Origin of the sequence: Microbacterium sp. PRC9 (genome assembly GCF_031844125.1) — a bacterium.
Taxonomy (GTDB): Bacteria; Actinomycetota; Actinomycetes; order Actinomycetales; family Microbacteriaceae; genus Microbacterium.
Genome location: NZ_JAUZUR010000001.1, coordinates 374,078 through 388,441, shown reverse-complemented (window position 1 = coordinate 388,441; position 14,364 = coordinate 374,078). Strand labels below are relative to the sequence as shown.

Here is a 14,364-nt window from a genome sequence, read left to right as displayed (position 1 = left end):
ATCAGCCTAGCTGAAGGTTGCCGTCGTGACCCGTCCGATTCGTCGCGCACCCGCGCCGTTCAGGCGCGCAGGTCGCGCAGCACCACGGCGGTGCGGATGGCCGCGTCGGCAGCCTCGAATCCCTTGTCTTCGACGGAGCCCTCGAGGCCGGCGCGGGCGATGCCCTGGGCCTCGTCGTCGAGCGTCAGCACGCCGAAGCCGACCGGCTTGCCGGTGTCGAGCGCGACGCGGGTCAGGCCGTCGGTCGCAGCGTTCGAGACGAACTCGAAGTGCGGCGTGCCGCCGCGGATGATGACACCGAGCGCCACGACCGCGTCGGCCCCGGCCTCCAGAGCAGCCTTCGCCACGACGGGGAGCTCGAACGAGCCGGGCACGCGGACGAGCCGGTGCGAGGCGCCCGCGGCATCGGCGGCGCGTGCGGCGCCGGCGATGAGACCCTCGGTGATCGTCTCGTGCCACGTGCCCGCGACGACGACCACGTCGAGTCCGCTGCCGTCGACGGGTGCAGTGGCCTCGGGTGCGCCCTTGCCGCTCATCGTTCTGCTCCTTCGTGCATGTGTGCGATGGCGTCCGCGAGGTCCGCCTCGTTGATGATGTGACCCATGCGATCGCGCTTGGTCTCCAAGTACTGGTGATTGTTCGGGCCGACGCCGACCAGGAGCGGCACCTGCTCGACGATGTCGAGGCCGAGCTCGCGCAGCTGCTTCACCTTGTCGGTGTTGTTGGTCAGCAGCCGCACCCTCTCGATACCCAGGTCGGTGAGGATGCCCGCGGCCGCCGCGTAGTCGCGGGCGTCGGCGGGGAGGCCCAGCGCGAGGTTGGCGTCGACGGTGTCGAGGCCGCGCTCCTGCAGCGAGTAGGCGCGCAGCTTGTTGATGAGGCCGATGCCGCGACCCTCATGGCCGCGCATGTAGATGACCACGCCGCCGTCCTGCTCGATGGCGTCGAGGGCGGCCTCCAGCTGCGGGCCGCACTCGCACTTGAGCGAGCCGAACGCCTCGCCCGTCAGGCACTCCGAGTGCACGCGCACGAGCGGTGCGTCAGAGAGCTCGCCCGAGACGACCGCGATGTGGTCGGTGCCGGTGACGCGGTCCTTGTACGCGAGGAAGCGGAACTCTCCGTGCCCGGTGGGCACGTGCGCCTCCGCGCGCAGGCTCACCCGGCGCTTGTGCGCGTTGCGGATCGCAGGATCGCACGGGACGTTCTCGTCGAGGTGGGCGGCGAGCTGCTCGATCGTGATGACCGGGATGCCGTACTCGGCGCCCAGCTCCTGGAGCCCGGGCAGGCGCATCATGCTGCCGTCCTCGGCGACGACCTCGCCGATGACGCCGACCGGCGCGAGGTCGGCGAGCTTCATGAGCTCGACGGCGGCCTCGGTGTGGCCGGCCCGCTCGCGCACGCCGCCGTCGACGGCGCGCAGCGGCAGGATGTGGCCGGGGCGGATGACGCTGGTGGGCGTCGACTCGGGGTTCGCGAGCACGTTGAGCGTGTGGGCGCGGTCCGCGGCGCTGATGCCGGTCGAGACGCGGTCGGCGGCGTCCACGCTCACCGTGTACGCGGTGCCGCGGGCGTCCTCGTTGTTCTCGACCATCGGCGGCAGGTCGAGGCGGTCGGCCCAGTCGGCGGGCATCGGCGCGCACAGGAAGCCGCTCGTCCAGCGGACCGTCCACGCGACCCACTCGGGCGTGGCGAGCTGGGCCGACAGGATGACGTCGCCCTCGTTCTCGCGGTTCTCATCGTCCGCGACGATGACCGGCCGGCCGGCGCGCAGCGCCTCCAGAGCCTCGGGGATCGTGGCAAGGCTCATTTCGAGCCTCCTTCCGTGGAAAAGGCCAGCAGCCGCTGTACGTGGCGAGCCAGGATGTCGGTCTCGAGGTTGACGCGGTCGCCCGGCACACGGGCGCCGAGGGTGGTCGCGGCGAGGGTCTCGGGGATGAGCGAGACCTCGAACCAGCCGTCGCCGGGGGCGGCGGCGCTGGCACCGCTCACGGTGAGCGAGACGCCGTCGACGGCGATCGAGCCCTTGTCGACGACGAGTGGGGCGAGCTCTGCGGGGATCGAGATGCGCAGCACCTGCCACTGTTCGCCGGGTCGCACGTCGAGCACCTCGCCGGTGCCGTCGATGTGGCCCTGCACGATGTGTCCGCCGAGGCGGCCGTGCGCGGCCGTCGCACGCTCGAGGTTGACGACGCGACCGGCGGAGACGCCCTCGAGGGTCGACATGTCGAGCGTCTGCTTCATCACGTCGGCGGTGAACCAGTCGGAGCCCTGGTCGACGACCGTGAGGCACACGCCGCTGACCGAGATCGAGTCGCCGTGCGCGGCATCCGACACGGCCTTCGGCCCGCGCACCGTCACGCGCACGCCGTCGCCCGACGGTTCGACCGCGGTGACCTCGCCGATCTCCTCGATGATTCCGGTGAACATCACTCGTCTCCTTCCGAAGCGGGGTGGGCGACGAACAGCAGATCGTCGCCGAGTGGGGTGACGGATGCCACGGCCAGGCGTCGCGCCTCGGCGATGGTGGACACCCCGATGTCCTGCACAGCGAGCCGGTCGCCGCCGAGCAGCACCGGAGCGACGTAGACGAGCAGTTCGTCGGCGAGCCGCTCGCGCAGGAACGACGCCGCGACGGCAGGACCGCCCTCGACGAACACGCGCTGCACCCCGCGGTGGCGCAGGTCTTCGAGCAGGGCGTGCAGCCCACCCGTGGCACCGTCGCCGGGGTACTGCAGGAACGGGTGCGGATGCTGCCGCACGGCCGCCGTCTCGGGCACGGCGCGCGCGCCCACGACGACCGGGATCGGCTGGTGGGGCAGCAGCGAGCCGTCCTCGGCGCGGGCGGTGAGCGCCGGGTCGTCGGCGAGCACCGTGCCGGTGCCGGCGACGATCGCGTCGGCTTCGGCGCGGCGGCGGTGGACGTCGGCGCGGGCCTGCGGTCCGGTGATCCACTGGCTGGTGCCGTCCGAGGCCGCGGCGCGGCCGTCGAGGCTCTGGGCCCACTTCACGGTGACGTGCGGCCGGCGCAGGCGCTGGACCGTCAGCCACGAGTCGAGGAGCGCGGTCGCCTCGTCGGCGAGCAGGCCGGCCTCGACCTCGACGCCGGCTGCGCGCAGCCGCGTGGCCCCGCCGGAGGAGTGGTCGCCGGGATCGGCGATCGCGTAGACGACTCGTGTGACGCCCGCGGCGATGAGGGCCTCGGAGCACGGTCCGGTGCGACCGGTGTGGTTGCAGGGTTCGAGGGTCACGATCGCGGTCGCGCCGCGCGCGGCGCCGGGCGCGAGCCTCGACAGCGCGTCCACCTCGGCATGCGGGGTGCCCGCGCCGCGGTGCCAGCCCTCGGCGAGCACATCGCCGTTCGGCGACAGCAGGAGCGCGCCGACCTGTGGGTTCACGCCACGCGGACCGCGTCGGGCGATCGTCAGCGCCCGACGCATCGCGTCGTGTTCCGCTGTGCTCGCCATCCGGCCCCTCGTCTCGTCGTTCTCGACGCCCCGGGGCATGGGAAGCGGAGGCGCGCACGGCGACGCCTCTGTGCTGCCTCCCATCCGGACTAGCGACCTGCTTCCCTCAGGAAACCTGTCGCATCACCGTCGGTTCCGGAATTCCACCGGATCGGCCGCGGCGGCATCCGAAACGGATGCTGAAGCCTTGGCTCGCGGACTGTCACCGCCGGTTCGGATTCTCACCGACCCCGGAGCACGTTGATGCTCTCGAGTGTAGTCAACGCGGCATCCGTCCATTCATTCCATGTCGTCGAATGAAGTCCGCCCCTCACTCCAGGAGCGCCCGCGCGGTGGCCTCGTCGACGATGAGGTCCGTCGCGATGCGCGCAGCGAGGGCACCTCGGAGGCTGGCGAGCTTCGACACCCCTGACACGATGCAGAGGCGCCGTGGGATGCCGCGCAAGAGATCGAGGCTCGGGCCGGTGGCGCGGTCGTTGAGGGCGATGGCGTCGCTCGACCCGTCCGCGCGGTAGAAGACCGTGGCCACGTCGCCGACGACGCCTTCGTCGGCGAGCTGATCGAGTTCAGCCGGCTCGAGGTAGCCGCCGCTGTAGACGTGGCTCGGCACGCGAGATCCCGCGGAGCCGGTGCTGAACACCACGAGGTCCATCGCGGGGAGCATGTCGAGGATGCGCCGCGTGCTGCGCTCGCGCCACATGGCGTCCTTCGTGGCTGGGTCGTCGAAGAAGGCCGGCACGGGGAACTGCTGCGCGCTCCCGTCGTAGGCGGCGGCGAACCGGCTGAGAATCTCGCTCGCGTAGAGGAGACCCGTCGAGTGGGTGTTGCCGGAGCCGTTCAGCTGCACGAATGTCGCGCCGTGCACCGTCTTGGGGACGAGGTGGCGGCTCACCGCCGCGGTCGTCGACCCCCAGGCGACGCCCACGATCATGTCGTCCTGCACGAGGTCCAGGAGCGCGTGCGCGGCGGCGATCGCGACGCGCTGCAGCCGGTCGACCTCGGTGGTGTCGTCGGGCACGGGAACGACTTGGGCGAGGATGCCGAAGCGCTCGGCCAGTCGCTCCTCGAGTCGCTGCGGCGCGGCGAAGGGCGACCGGATGCGGATGTCGACGATGCCCGTCGCCCGCGCGTGCGTGAGCAGCCGTGACACCGTCGAACGCGACGTGCCGAGCTCCTGGGCGATCGCATCCATGGTGCGATCCTGCACGTAGTAGAGGTGCGCGGCCGTGAGCGCGCGCTGCATCGTGCGGGCGTCGCCGATCTGGTCCATCCGCCTATCGTGCACGTATGTGCATATCGCCTGCAAGGACGTCCAGCGATGTCATGATGGGACGACAGCACGACGATGGGGGATGCGATGGCGGCGCGGGCAGCGGAACGAGGATGGGCGGCTCTCACCGAGCGGCCCTACGCCGACGTGCTGATCATCGGCGGCGGCATCAACGGTCTCGCCACGTTCCGCGATCTCGCGATGCAGGGCGTGGACGTCGCACTCGTCGAGCGCGACGACTTCATCAGCGGCGCGTCGGCGGCGTCGTCGCACATGATCCACGGCGGCATCCGCTATCTCGAGAACGGCGAGTTCCGGCTCGTGCACGAGGCCGTGACCGAGCGCAACGCGCTGCTGCGCACCGCGCCGCACTACGTCAGGCCGCTGCAGACCACCATCCCGATCTTCTCGACGTTCTCGGGAGTGCTGTCGGCGCCGCTGAAGTTCCTGCGCCACGGCGGCGGGAAGCACCGTGAGCGCGGGGCCGCGCTCATCAAGATCGGGCTCGTCATCTACGACTCCTTCTCCCGCGGGGGCGGCGTGTTCGGCAAGGGGACCGTCCCACGGCACACCTTCCACGGACGCAAGCGCTCGCTCGCGCAGCTGCCCGAGCTGAACCCCGACGTGAAGTACACCGCGACCTACTGGGACGCATCCCTCCACGACCCCGAGCGCCTCGCCATCGACGTGCTGCGTGACGGCCGCGCGGCGGGCGGCGATCGGGCACGAGCCGCCAACTACACCGCGGCCGTCGGGGTCGACGACGGGAGGGTCGTGCTGCGCGACGCTCTGACCGGCGAGGAGACCCGATTCTCGGCATCCGTCGTCGTGAACGCCAGCGGTCCGTGGACGGATCTCACCAATCTCGCCCTCGGCGACCCGACCCGGTACATGGGCGGAACGAAGGGCTCGCACGTCGTGCTCGACCACCCCGGGCTGCTTGCCGCGACCGGCGGGCGGGAGCTGTTCTTCGAGAACGAGGACGGGCGCATCGTCCTCATCTACCCGCTCAAGGGCCGCGTTCTGGTCGGCACCACCGACCTCGAGCACGACATGGCCGACCCGATCGTGTGCACCGAGGCGGAGGTCGACTACTTCATCGAGCTCATCGGCCAGGTGCTGCCGACGATCCCGGTCGAGCGCTCGCAGATCGTCTACCGGTTCGCGGGCGTGCGGCCACTCCCCGGCCACGACGATGTCTCGCCGGGGTTCGTCTCGCGCGACTACCGCGTCGAGTCCGCACCGCTGATCGGTGGGGATGCCACGGTCCTGAGCCTCATCGGCGGAAAGTGGACCACCTTCCGCGCGTCGGCCGAGCATCTCGCCGACCGCGCCCTCGAGCTGCTGGCCCGCCCGCGCCGCGGCTCGACCCGCGGAGTGCCGATCGGCGGTGGCCGCGGATACCCGATGACCGAGCGCGCTCGCCGGCAGTGGATCGCGGCTCACGCCGCCGACGTGCCTGCCGGCCGCGTCGCGGTGCTGCTCGACCGCTACGGCACCGTCGCCGAAGCCGTCGTGGACGCGATCGCCGCGGATGCCGACGACGCCCTGCTCGAGCACCTGCCGGACTACAGCTCGGGTGAGCTGCGCCACCTTGCCGCGACGGAGGACGTCACGCATCTCGACGACCTGCTGCTGCGGCGCACCAGCATCGCGTTCATCGGCGAGGCGACGGCGGAGGCGGTCGCGGAGGCGGCCGACGCGGTCGCGCCCGTGCTCGACTGGGACACCGCACGCACCGCGCTCGAAGTGGGACGTGCGCTGGACCGGATCCACGCCGCGGACCCGTCCTGGATCCCCGCCGGCGCGCGATAGCCTGACCGCACGCGCGCTCGCCGCGCGGCCGACCCGCGCGGGCGATGTCGCCCGCCGAGCAAGGAGACGACGTTGCCCGAGCACGTGCTGTCCATCGACCAGGGCACGACGTCGACGCGCGCCATCGTGTTCGACGCCGCCGGTTCCATGGTCGCCGCATCGCAGCGTGAGCACGAGCAGATCTTCCCCCGGGCCGGTCGCGTGGAGCACGATCCGGTCGAGATCTGGACCAGCACCGAGTGGGTCATCGCGTCGTGTCTCTCGCGCGCCGGGCTCGCAGCATCCGACGTCGCTGCAATCGGCGTGACGAACCAGCGCGAGACGGTGATCGTGTGGGAGAAGCGCACCGGGCGTCCGGTGCACAACGCGCTCGTGTGGCAGGACACCCGCACCCAGCCCCGGATCGACGAGCTCGCGGCCGAGGGTGGCGCGGATCGGTTCGCCGAGGCTACCGGGCTGCCGCTCGCCACGTACTTCTCGGCGTCGAAGGTCGCGTGGATCCTCGACAACGTGGACGGAGCGCGAGCGGCCGCCGAAGCGGGAGAGCTGCTGTTCGGCACGCCCGACACCTGGGTCGTGTGGAACCTCACGGGCGGCGCGCGCGGCGGCATCCACGTCACCGACGTCACCAACGCGTCGCGCACGCTGCTCATGGACCTGCGCACGCTCGACTGGTCGGACGACCTGCTCGCCGTGTGGGGCATCCCGCGCGCGATGATGCCTGAGATCCGCTCCTCATCCGAGGTGGTCGGACACTCCTCGCTGCCCTCGGTGCTCGACGGGGTGCCGATCGCCGGGATCCTCGGCGACCAGCAGGCGGCGACCTTCGGGCAGGCGGCCTTCGAGGCGGGGGAGTCGAAGAACACCTACGGCACCGGCAACTTCCTGCTCGTGAACACCGGTACCGAGATCGTGCGATCCGGCAGCGGCCTCATCACCACGGTCGGCTACCGGATCGGCGACGAGCCCGCCCGCTACGCGCTCGAGGGATCCATCGCGGTGACCGGCTCGCTCGTGCAGTGGCTCCGCGACAACCTGGGCATCATCCAGCGTTCCGAGGACGTCGAGACCCTCGCCGCGAGCGTCGACGACAACGGCGGCGCCTACTTCGTGCCGGCGTTCTCCGGGCTCTTCGCGCCGTACTGGCGACCCGACGCGCGCGGCGCGCTCGTCGGGCTCACGCGCTACGTCAACAAGGCGCACATCGCCCGCGCGGCCCTCGAGTCGACGGCATTCCAAACGCGTGACGTGATCGACGCCGTCGTCGCCGATACCGGCCGCACGCTCGACGAGCTGCGCGTCGACGGTGGCATGACCCGCGACGACCTCCTCATGCAGTTCCAGGCCGACATCCTCGGCATCCCGGTCGTCCGTCCCGAGGTCGTCGAGACCACCGCGCTCGGCGCCGCGTACGCCGCGGGTCTCGCGACCGGCGTGTGGAGCGACCTCGATGAGCTTCGATCGCACTGGCGGGAGGACGTCCGCTTCGAGCCGCGGATGCCCGAGGACGAGCGCGAGCGCCGCTATCGCCAGTGGCGCAAGGCCGTGTCGAAGTCCCTCGACTGGGTCGACGACGACGCTCGCGTGCTCATGGGCACGACCGGCGACTGACGCCTCATTTCAGCAGGCGCGAGAGGCGGCGGTCGGCGAGGATCTTGCCGCCGGTCTGGCAGGTGGGGCAGTACTCGAGCGAGTTGTCGGCGAAGAAGACGCTCCGCACCTCGTCGCCGCAGACCGGGCATTTCTCGCCGCGACGCCCGTGGACCTGCATGCCCCGGCGTTTCGCGTCCTTGAGCTCGGCCGGTGGCTTTCCGGATGCCTCCGCGACAGCATCCGTCAGCGTCTCGGTCATCGCGTCGAACAGGCGCGTGATGTCGTCGTCGGACAGGGAGGAGGCCAGTGCGTACGGCGACATCTTCGCCGCGTGCAGGATCTCATCGGAGTAGGCGTTGCCCACGCCCGCGATGATCATCTGGTCGCGCAGCACCCCCTTGATCTGCGTGCGACGGCCGGCGAGGAGCTCGGCGAACGTATCGCGGGTGAAGGCGGCATCCAGAGGGTCGGGGCCGAGCCGTGCGACGCCGGGGACGTCCGACGGGTCGCGCACGACATAGACCGCGAGCGACTTCTTCGTGCCCGCCTCGGTGAGATCGAACCCGGCGCCGTCCGAGAGCGCGACGCGCAGGGCGATCGGGGTCTTGCCCGGGCGGATGATCGTCTTCGGCAGCTCGTCGTACCAGCGCAGCCACCCGGCCTTGGCGAGGTGGAACACGAGGTGCGGGCCGGTCGTGGCGAGGTCGATGAACTTGCCGTGGCGCGAGGCGCCCATGATCTCCTGCCCATGGAGCGCATCGATCGGCGGGTCGTACGTCTTCAGCGCCGCGATGTTCGCGACGCTCGCCCGCGTGATCTGCACGCCGGTGAGCCGCTCGCGGAGGAAGTCGACGAGTCCCTGCACCTCGGGCATCTCGGGCATGCGCTCATCCTGCCATGCCGTGGCGACACGCGGGCCGGCCGTCAGCGGTCGGGATGACGCGGCCACGCGACTCGGTCGGGCCGGTCGTCAGGCGTCGAGGACGGGCCAGGGCTGAGGCATCCGTTCGTCCGTCTTCAGGAGTCCCGCGATCCAGCCGTCGTCGCGATGCTTCGCGCTCACGAGCGCCTGGCGCAGAGTGCCCTCGAAGCGGAAGCCCAGCGCGCGGGCGACGCGCGCCGACGGCTCGTTGCCCACCACGGCGCGCCACTCGATGCGGGTGAGGTCTGCGCCGTCAGACGAGAAGGCCCAGGCGATCACCGCGTTCGCCGCTTCGCGGAGGCGTCCGCCGCCGCGCTGATCCGGGGCGATCCAGTACCCGATCTCCCCGTTGCCCTGCCCGTCGAGGCGGTAGAACCCGATGGTTCCGACGAGGGTGGCACCGTCGCGGATCACCCAGGTGCGGTGCAGCTCGCCCGACCACTGCTCTGCGACCGCGTCGATGAACTTCTCGGCATCCTCCCGCGCGTAAGGCGAGGGCACCCGCGTCTACCGCTGGATGTCGGGGTCCTGGCACGCCGCGTAGACGGCGTCCACGTCCTCCGCGCGCGGCGCAGACAGCTCGAGGCGCGCGGTGCGCAGGGTCACGGGCTCCATCCGGACAGCCTAAGTGCCGGACAAGCCCCTCCGTTCGCAACTCAGGACGGGCGTGATCTCTGCGCGCGGGGTCAGCGCGATTCCGGGTGATGGGCGTCGGCCGTGGAGCGATGATCCTGAATTGTGAACATGCCGGCTCCTCCACAAGTCGCGGGGAACGATGGCCATCCCCAGATTCAACGCGCCCGACGACCGCCGGTGCGCGACGGCGCGAGGGTCGGTGATCATGTGGACGACTCACCGGACCCGTCGCGATCTGATGGCCGATGGCATGACCGCGCGTGACATCACGGCGGCCGTCCGCGCGGGCGCGCTGATCCGTGCCCGACGTGACCGCTATCTTCCGCCGGAGACGCCGGATGCTGTGGTCCGGGCGGTCCGCGTCGGCGGACGTCTGACCTGCCTGTCCCTCCTCCAGCATCTCGAAGTCTTCGTGGAGACGAATGCGCGTCTGCACGTGCACCTCGACACACGAATGAGCCGTATGCGTTCGCCGCACGACCGCCGAAGGAAGCTGGACCTGAAGAAGCTTCACGGCACGCGCTTGCACTGGCTCGCCATGCCGAATGACCCCGGTGCCGCAACGTGCACCGACCTTGTGGTCGCTTTGGCGCACGCGGTGCTCTGCCAGCCGCCACGCGCGGCGATCGCGTCGATCGACAGCGCGCTCAACAAGAAGCTGATCCGCTCCGAGCAGCTGTCGTCAATCTTCGAGATCCTGCCCGCGAAGTATGCGGTGCTGGCATCGCTCGTCGACGGCCGGGCACAGTCAGGTCCTGAGACCCTCGTGCGACTGATGCTCGCCGGCCTCGGTTGCTCGACACGCTTGCAGGTGGAGTTCGAGAATGTCGGGTTCGTCGATCTCGTCGCAGACGGCTGGCTCGTCATCGAGTGCGACAGCAAGGAGTTCCACTCGGACTGGGATCAGCAGGTCAAGGACTACCAGCGTGACCTAGAGCTGGCGCGGCAGGGCTACGCCGTCCTCAGACTCACGGCGAGTGACATCCTCTTTCGCCCGGATGATGTGCTGGCCGCATTGCGGGGTTTGCTCACGCAGCGCACCAAGCGCTGACCGCCCCATCGAGGTCTCAAGCGGCTGTCGCGGTTCGCAACTCAGGACCGATGCGCGGAGCGAGAACACGAAGCGCCTGAACGCCGTATCCATCCTGAGTTGCGAACCGGGGAGGGCCTCGGGTGGCAAGGCTTGTGAACTCGCTCGCCCGGGCGCGGGGCCCACCCCTGATGCTCGCAACTCAGGATGGTCACGACCTGGGGGGTCCCCGCGTCGCCGGGCGACGGAATCATCCTGAGTTGCGAACGCAGCGAACCGGACCGAAGACGCCCAGGCAGCCCGGGGGATGCTGCAGCCCGGGGCCGCAGCATCCGTCCAGGGTCAGCGGGAGCGGCGGAGGAGGCCGACCTTGTCGTAGACGTCGGCGAGGGTGCGCTCGGCGACCTCGGACGCCTTGCCGGCGTTGACGGCGAGGACGCGGTCGAGCTCGGAGGGGTCGTCGAGCATCTGCAGCGCGCGCTCGCGCACCGGGCCGAACTCGTTGACGACGACCTCGGCGAGGCCCTTCTTGAAGTCGCCGTAGCCGCGGCCCGCGTACTCGTCCTCGATCGACGGGATCTGGCGGCCGGTCAGGGCCGCGTAGATCACGAGCAGGTTCGAGACGCCGGGCTTGGCCTCACGGTCGTAGCGGACCGAGCCCTCGGAGTCGGTGACGGCGCGCATGATCTTCTTCGCCGAGACCGCCGGGTCGTCGAGCAGCCACAGCACGCCGGCATCGGACTCCGCGGACTTCGACATCTTCGCGGTGGGGTTCTGCAGGTCGTAGATGCGGGCCGTCTCCTGCTGGATGACCGGCATCGGCACCCTGAACGTCTCGCCGAAGCGGCTGTTGAAGCGCTCCGCCAGGTCGCGGGTCAGCTCGACGTGCTGCTTCTGGTCGTCGCCGACGGGCACGATGTCGGTCTGGTACAGCAGGATGTCGGCGGCCATCAGCACGGGATACGTGAAGAGCCCGACCGACGTGGCGTCCGAGCCGTAGCGCGAGGACTTGTCCTTGAACTGCGTCATGCGCCCGGCCTCGCCGAAGCCCGTGATCGTCGACAGGATCCACGCCAGCTCGGGGTGCGCGGGCACGTGCGACTGCACGTACAGCGTCGACTTCGACGGCTCGATGCCGGCGGCGATGTACTGGGCGGCGGTGCGGCGCGTCTTCTCACGCAGGTGTTCGGGGTCCTGCGCAACGGTGATCGCGTGCAGGTCGACCACCGAGAAGAACGCGTCGTACGACTCCTGCAGGTCGCGCCACTGCATGAGAGCCCCGATGTAGTTGCCGATCTGAAGCGAGTCGGCGGAGGGCTGCATGCCGGAGTACAGGCGCGATCTACTCATCCGAAAAGTCTATAGAGCGGATGCTGCGCCTCAGTGCCCGATCGAGTAGTCGGCGACGACGGGGGAGTGGTCGCTCCAGCGCGTGTCCCACGAGGGCGCGCGCACCACGCGGTAGTCGGCGACCCGGGCGCCGAGCTCGGGCGTGGCGAGGTGGTAGTCGATGCGCCACCCGGTGTCGTTGTCGAACGCGCGCCCGCGCATCGACCACCACGTGTACGGGCCGTCGACGTCGCCGTGGAAGCGGCGGCCGATGTCGACCCAGCCGAGACCGGGGCCCGTCGAGCCGTCCGCGCCGGTGACCTCCGCGCCCTCCTCGCCGAAGAACCGGTCGAAGTAGGCGCGCTCGCGGGGGAGGAACCCGGCCTTCTTGACGTTGCCCTTCCAATTGCGGATGTCGAACTCGCGGTGGCCGACGTTGAGGTCGCCCATGACGAGCGCGAGCGGGGAAGCGGCCTCGAGCTGCGGCATCCGCGCCTCCATCGCATCGAGGAAGGCCCACTTGGCGTCCTGCTTGGGGGTGTCGGCCTCGCCGGTGTGCACGTAGGCGCTCACGACGATCAGGCGCTCGCCGTCGATGTCGAAGTCGGCCTCGATCCAGCGGCCGGCGCTGTCGAGCACATCGGCCGCGTCCTCGGCGGCGGGGCCGAGCACGCGGCGCACCTCCACCGACGGGATGCGGCTGGCCACGGCCACACCGGCACGGCCCTTCGCGAGAGCCTCGTCGTTGACGATCTCCCACCCCGGCAGCGCAGCGCGCAGCTCGTCTTCGGTCGCGCGGACCTCCTGGAGGGCCATCACGTCGATGTCGGCGGCGTCGAGCCACTCGAGCATGCCTTTGCGCGTCGCCGCGCGGATTCCGTTGACGTTGACAGAGGCGATGCGAACACGGCGAGACACGACGGCAAGACTATCCGGGGCCACCGACACCGCTGGACGCGTCAGTCGTTGTGCGGGACGCGCGGCGACCGCCCGCGCTTGGACGGCTTGCTCGGCGTCGCGGCGGCCGACGGAACGGGGGTCGACGCCCGCCCCGGCGCGGCCCCGTTCCGAACCGGCGCCGCCGGCGTCGCCGCCTCCACCTGGCTCAGCTCGTCCTCGGCCTCCCGCACGGCGCGGTCGGCGACCCACGCGCGGTACCAGGGCGCCTGGTCGCGCGCGTCCTGCGCGGTGCGCAGCCGCACCCGTGCGGCCACGAGCAGAGCCGCGTGCTCGGCCGCGACGCGCTCGGCATCGGTCTGCGGCAGCATCACGACATCGCGGTCCTTCGCCGCGACGGCGATCCACGCCGCCGCGACGAGCATGACGATCCCGAGCAGCCGGAACCACAGCAGCATCCCGATGAAGATCGCGAACGTCGCCAGCAGCGGGTTGGAGGGCGTGTAGCTCAGCAGCAGACCGGCACCGAGCTGGAGCACCGAGATGCCGAGTCCGCCGAGCAGGGCGCCTGGCCAGATGCGGCGCCACGGCAGCTTCGTGCCGGTCAGGAATCGGAACAGACCGACGAGCGCCGTGGAGGTCACCGCGAAACCGATGAGGAGCGAGCCGATGCTGACGCTGATGTCGGTGAGGGCGCTCGTGTCCTTCAACCCGAACAGGGAGAAGATCCATTCGACGGCGTAGGTGCCCACGGTGCTGAGCGCAAAGCCGAAGATCAGCGCCGCGCCGAAGATGAGCGCCGCGAGGAAGTCTCTGGCCTTGAGCAGGAAATAGCTTCGTCGATCCGGCGGGATGGCGAACAGCTCGCGGACCGCGCGACGGGAGTAGGTGACCCAGTCGATCGCCGTCCAGATGAGGGCGCCGAGCGCGATGACGCCCGTCCAGCCGAGGACGCCGGAGTTCGAGGATGCGATCTCCTGCACCGCTTCGGGGGTGGCGAGTCCGCCTGAATCGGAGATCAGGCCCGGGATGTAGCTGTTGATCAGGTCGATGAGGGCGTTGACGGCATCCGGGCTCCCGCCCAGCCAGATGCCGACGATCGCGAACACGACGTAGATCGCGGCGAAGCAGGCGAACAGCGCGACGTAGCTGACGCCGGCCGCGAGCAGGAACCCGTTCTCGATGAGGAAGTGGCGCCACACCCGGACGGGGAACCACGCCATCGTCGCCTGCGTCAGCCGCGTCGCACGGCTGATCGGCGCGTCGAATCGCTGCCGGAGGCTGTGCTCCGTCGCCTCCCAGCGCTCCCGGAGCGACTCCTCCTCGCGCTGCGCGGCGTCCGCTGCCGCACGGGCATCGGGCGGGGGAGTGTGCGTCACGGTGTTCAGATTAGCGACAGACGGATGCC

13 protein-coding genes are annotated in these 14,364 nt (G+C 70.5%); 3 read left to right on the top strand and 10 right to left on the bottom strand.

Features of this window, described 5'->3' with window-relative positions; all coding sequences use genetic code 11:
• Positions 1-59: 59 nt before the first annotated feature.
• The 5 genes from ribH to Q9R33_RS01610 form a co-directional block, all read right to left on the bottom strand.
• Positions 60-536, bottom strand: coding sequence for a 6,7-dimethyl-8-ribityllumazine synthase (gene ribH, locus Q9R33_RS01630; protein WP_056370670.1), 477 nt, complete (start codon positions 534-536; stop codon positions 60-62).
• Complete coding sequence (locus Q9R33_RS01625) at positions 533-1,807, bottom strand: bifunctional 3,4-dihydroxy-2-butanone-4-phosphate synthase/GTP cyclohydrolase II (protein WP_056370668.1); 1,275 nt, start codon at positions 1,805-1,807, stop codon at positions 533-535. Before Q9R33_RS01625 ends, ribH begins: the two co-directional genes overlap by 4 nt.
• The gene (locus tag Q9R33_RS01620; protein ID WP_311292648.1) at positions 1,804-2,427 is read right to left on the bottom strand and encodes a riboflavin synthase; all 624 of its coding nucleotides are present in this window, start codon (positions 2,425-2,427) and stop codon (positions 1,804-1,806) included. The genes Q9R33_RS01625 and Q9R33_RS01620 overlap by 4 nt, the downstream gene beginning before the upstream one ends.
• Positions 2,427-3,464, bottom strand: coding sequence for a bifunctional diaminohydroxyphosphoribosylaminopyrimidine deaminase/5-amino-6-(5-phosphoribosylamino)uracil reductase RibD (gene ribD / locus Q9R33_RS01615; RefSeq protein WP_056370664.1), 1,038 nt, complete (start codon positions 3,462-3,464; stop codon positions 2,427-2,429). The genes Q9R33_RS01620 and ribD overlap by 1 nt, the downstream gene beginning before the upstream one ends.
• A gap of 310 nt (positions 3,465-3,774) precedes the next feature.
• On the bottom strand, positions 3,775-4,734 hold the full coding sequence (locus Q9R33_RS01610) for a sugar-binding transcriptional regulator (protein WP_056370662.1): 960 nt from the start codon (positions 4,732-4,734) through the stop codon (positions 3,775-3,777).
• A gap of 87 nt (positions 4,735-4,821) precedes the next feature.
• On the opposite strand from Q9R33_RS01610, the gene Q9R33_RS01605 reads away from it, so the two are divergent.
• Together Q9R33_RS01605 and glpK are read left to right on the top strand one after the other, a co-directional pair.
• Positions 4,822-6,549 (top strand): glycerol-3-phosphate dehydrogenase/oxidase, encoded by a 1,728-nt coding sequence (locus Q9R33_RS01605; protein WP_311292647.1) that lies wholly within the window; start codon positions 4,822-4,824, stop codon positions 6,547-6,549.
• A 72-nt stretch (positions 6,550-6,621) separates the two neighbouring features.
• A complete protein-coding gene (gene glpK, locus Q9R33_RS01600; RefSeq protein ID WP_311292646.1) occupies positions 6,622-8,160 on the top strand; it encodes a glycerol kinase GlpK in 1,539 nt (512 codons plus the stop codon).
• Positions 8,161-8,164: 4 nt separating this feature from the next.
• On the opposite strand, the gene Q9R33_RS01595 is transcribed toward glpK, so the two are convergent.
• Both Q9R33_RS01595 and Q9R33_RS01590 read right to left on the bottom strand, forming a co-directional pair.
• Positions 8,165-9,025, bottom strand: a complete 861-nt coding sequence (locus Q9R33_RS01595; RefSeq protein WP_311292645.1) for a DNA-formamidopyrimidine glycosylase family protein — start codon at positions 9,023-9,025, stop codon at positions 8,165-8,167.
• An 87-nt stretch (positions 9,026-9,112) separates the two neighbouring features.
• The gene (locus tag Q9R33_RS01590) at positions 9,113-9,565 is read right to left on the bottom strand and encodes a GNAT family protein (RefSeq protein WP_311292644.1); all 453 of its coding nucleotides are present in this window, start codon (positions 9,563-9,565) and stop codon (positions 9,113-9,115) included.
• A 274-nt stretch (positions 9,566-9,839) separates the two neighbouring features.
• Here Q9R33_RS01590 and Q9R33_RS01585 point away from each other — a divergent pair, with 274 nt between their 5' ends.
• A complete protein-coding gene (locus Q9R33_RS01585) occupies positions 9,840-10,751 on the top strand; it encodes a DUF559 domain-containing protein (RefSeq protein WP_311292643.1) in 912 nt (303 codons plus the stop codon).
• Positions 10,752-11,072: 321 nt separating this feature from the next.
• On the opposite strand, the gene trpS is transcribed toward Q9R33_RS01585, so the two are convergent.
• The 3 genes from trpS to Q9R33_RS01570 are packed head-to-tail and all read right to left on the bottom strand — an operon-like array spanning position 11,073 to position 14,335.
• Positions 11,073-12,080, bottom strand: coding sequence for a tryptophan--tRNA ligase (trpS, locus tag Q9R33_RS01580; protein WP_311292642.1), 1,008 nt, complete (start codon positions 12,078-12,080; stop codon positions 11,073-11,075).
• 30 nt (positions 12,081-12,110) lie between these two features.
• Entirely contained in the window at positions 12,111-12,977 is an 867-nt protein-coding gene (locus Q9R33_RS01575) for an exodeoxyribonuclease III (protein WP_311292641.1), read from the bottom strand.
• A gap of 41 nt (positions 12,978-13,018) precedes the next feature.
• Positions 13,019-14,335, bottom strand: coding sequence for a YihY/virulence factor BrkB family protein (locus Q9R33_RS01570; RefSeq protein WP_235560256.1), 1,317 nt, complete (start codon positions 14,333-14,335; stop codon positions 13,019-13,021).
• Positions 14,336-14,364: the final 29 nt, after the last annotated feature.

Excerpts from the sequence above, each read along its gene's own strand:
- ribH (WP_056370670.1), bottom strand. The coding sequence starts at position 536 with ATGAGCGGCAAGGGCGCACCCGAGGCCACTGCACCCGTCGACGGCAGC.
- Q9R33_RS01625 (WP_056370668.1), bottom strand. The coding sequence starts at position 1,807 with ATGAGCCTTGCCACGATCCCCGAGGCTCTGGAGGCGCTGCGCGCCGGC.
- Q9R33_RS01620 (WP_311292648.1), bottom strand. The coding sequence starts at position 2,427 with ATGTTCACCGGAATCATCGAGGAGATCGGCGAGGTCACCGCGGTCGAA.
- ribD (WP_056370664.1), bottom strand. The coding sequence starts at position 3,464 with ATGGCGAGCACAGCGGAACACGACGCGATGCGTCGGGCGCTGACGATC.
- Q9R33_RS01610 (WP_056370662.1), bottom strand. The coding sequence starts at position 4,734 with ATGGACCAGATCGGCGACGCCCGCACGATGCAGCGCGCGCTCACGGCC.
- Q9R33_RS01605 (WP_311292647.1), top strand. The coding sequence starts at position 4,822 with ATGGCGGCGCGGGCAGCGGAACGAGGATGGGCGGCTCTCACCGAGCGG.
- Q9R33_RS01595 (WP_311292645.1), bottom strand. The coding sequence starts at position 9,025 with ATGCCCGAGATGCCCGAGGTGCAGGGACTCGTCGACTTCCTCCGCGAG.
- Q9R33_RS01585 (WP_311292643.1), top strand. The coding sequence starts at position 9,840 with ATGGCCATCCCCAGATTCAACGCGCCCGACGACCGCCGGTGCGCGACG.
- trpS (WP_311292642.1), bottom strand. The coding sequence starts at position 12,080 with ATGAGTAGATCGCGCCTGTACTCCGGCATGCAGCCCTCCGCCGACTCG.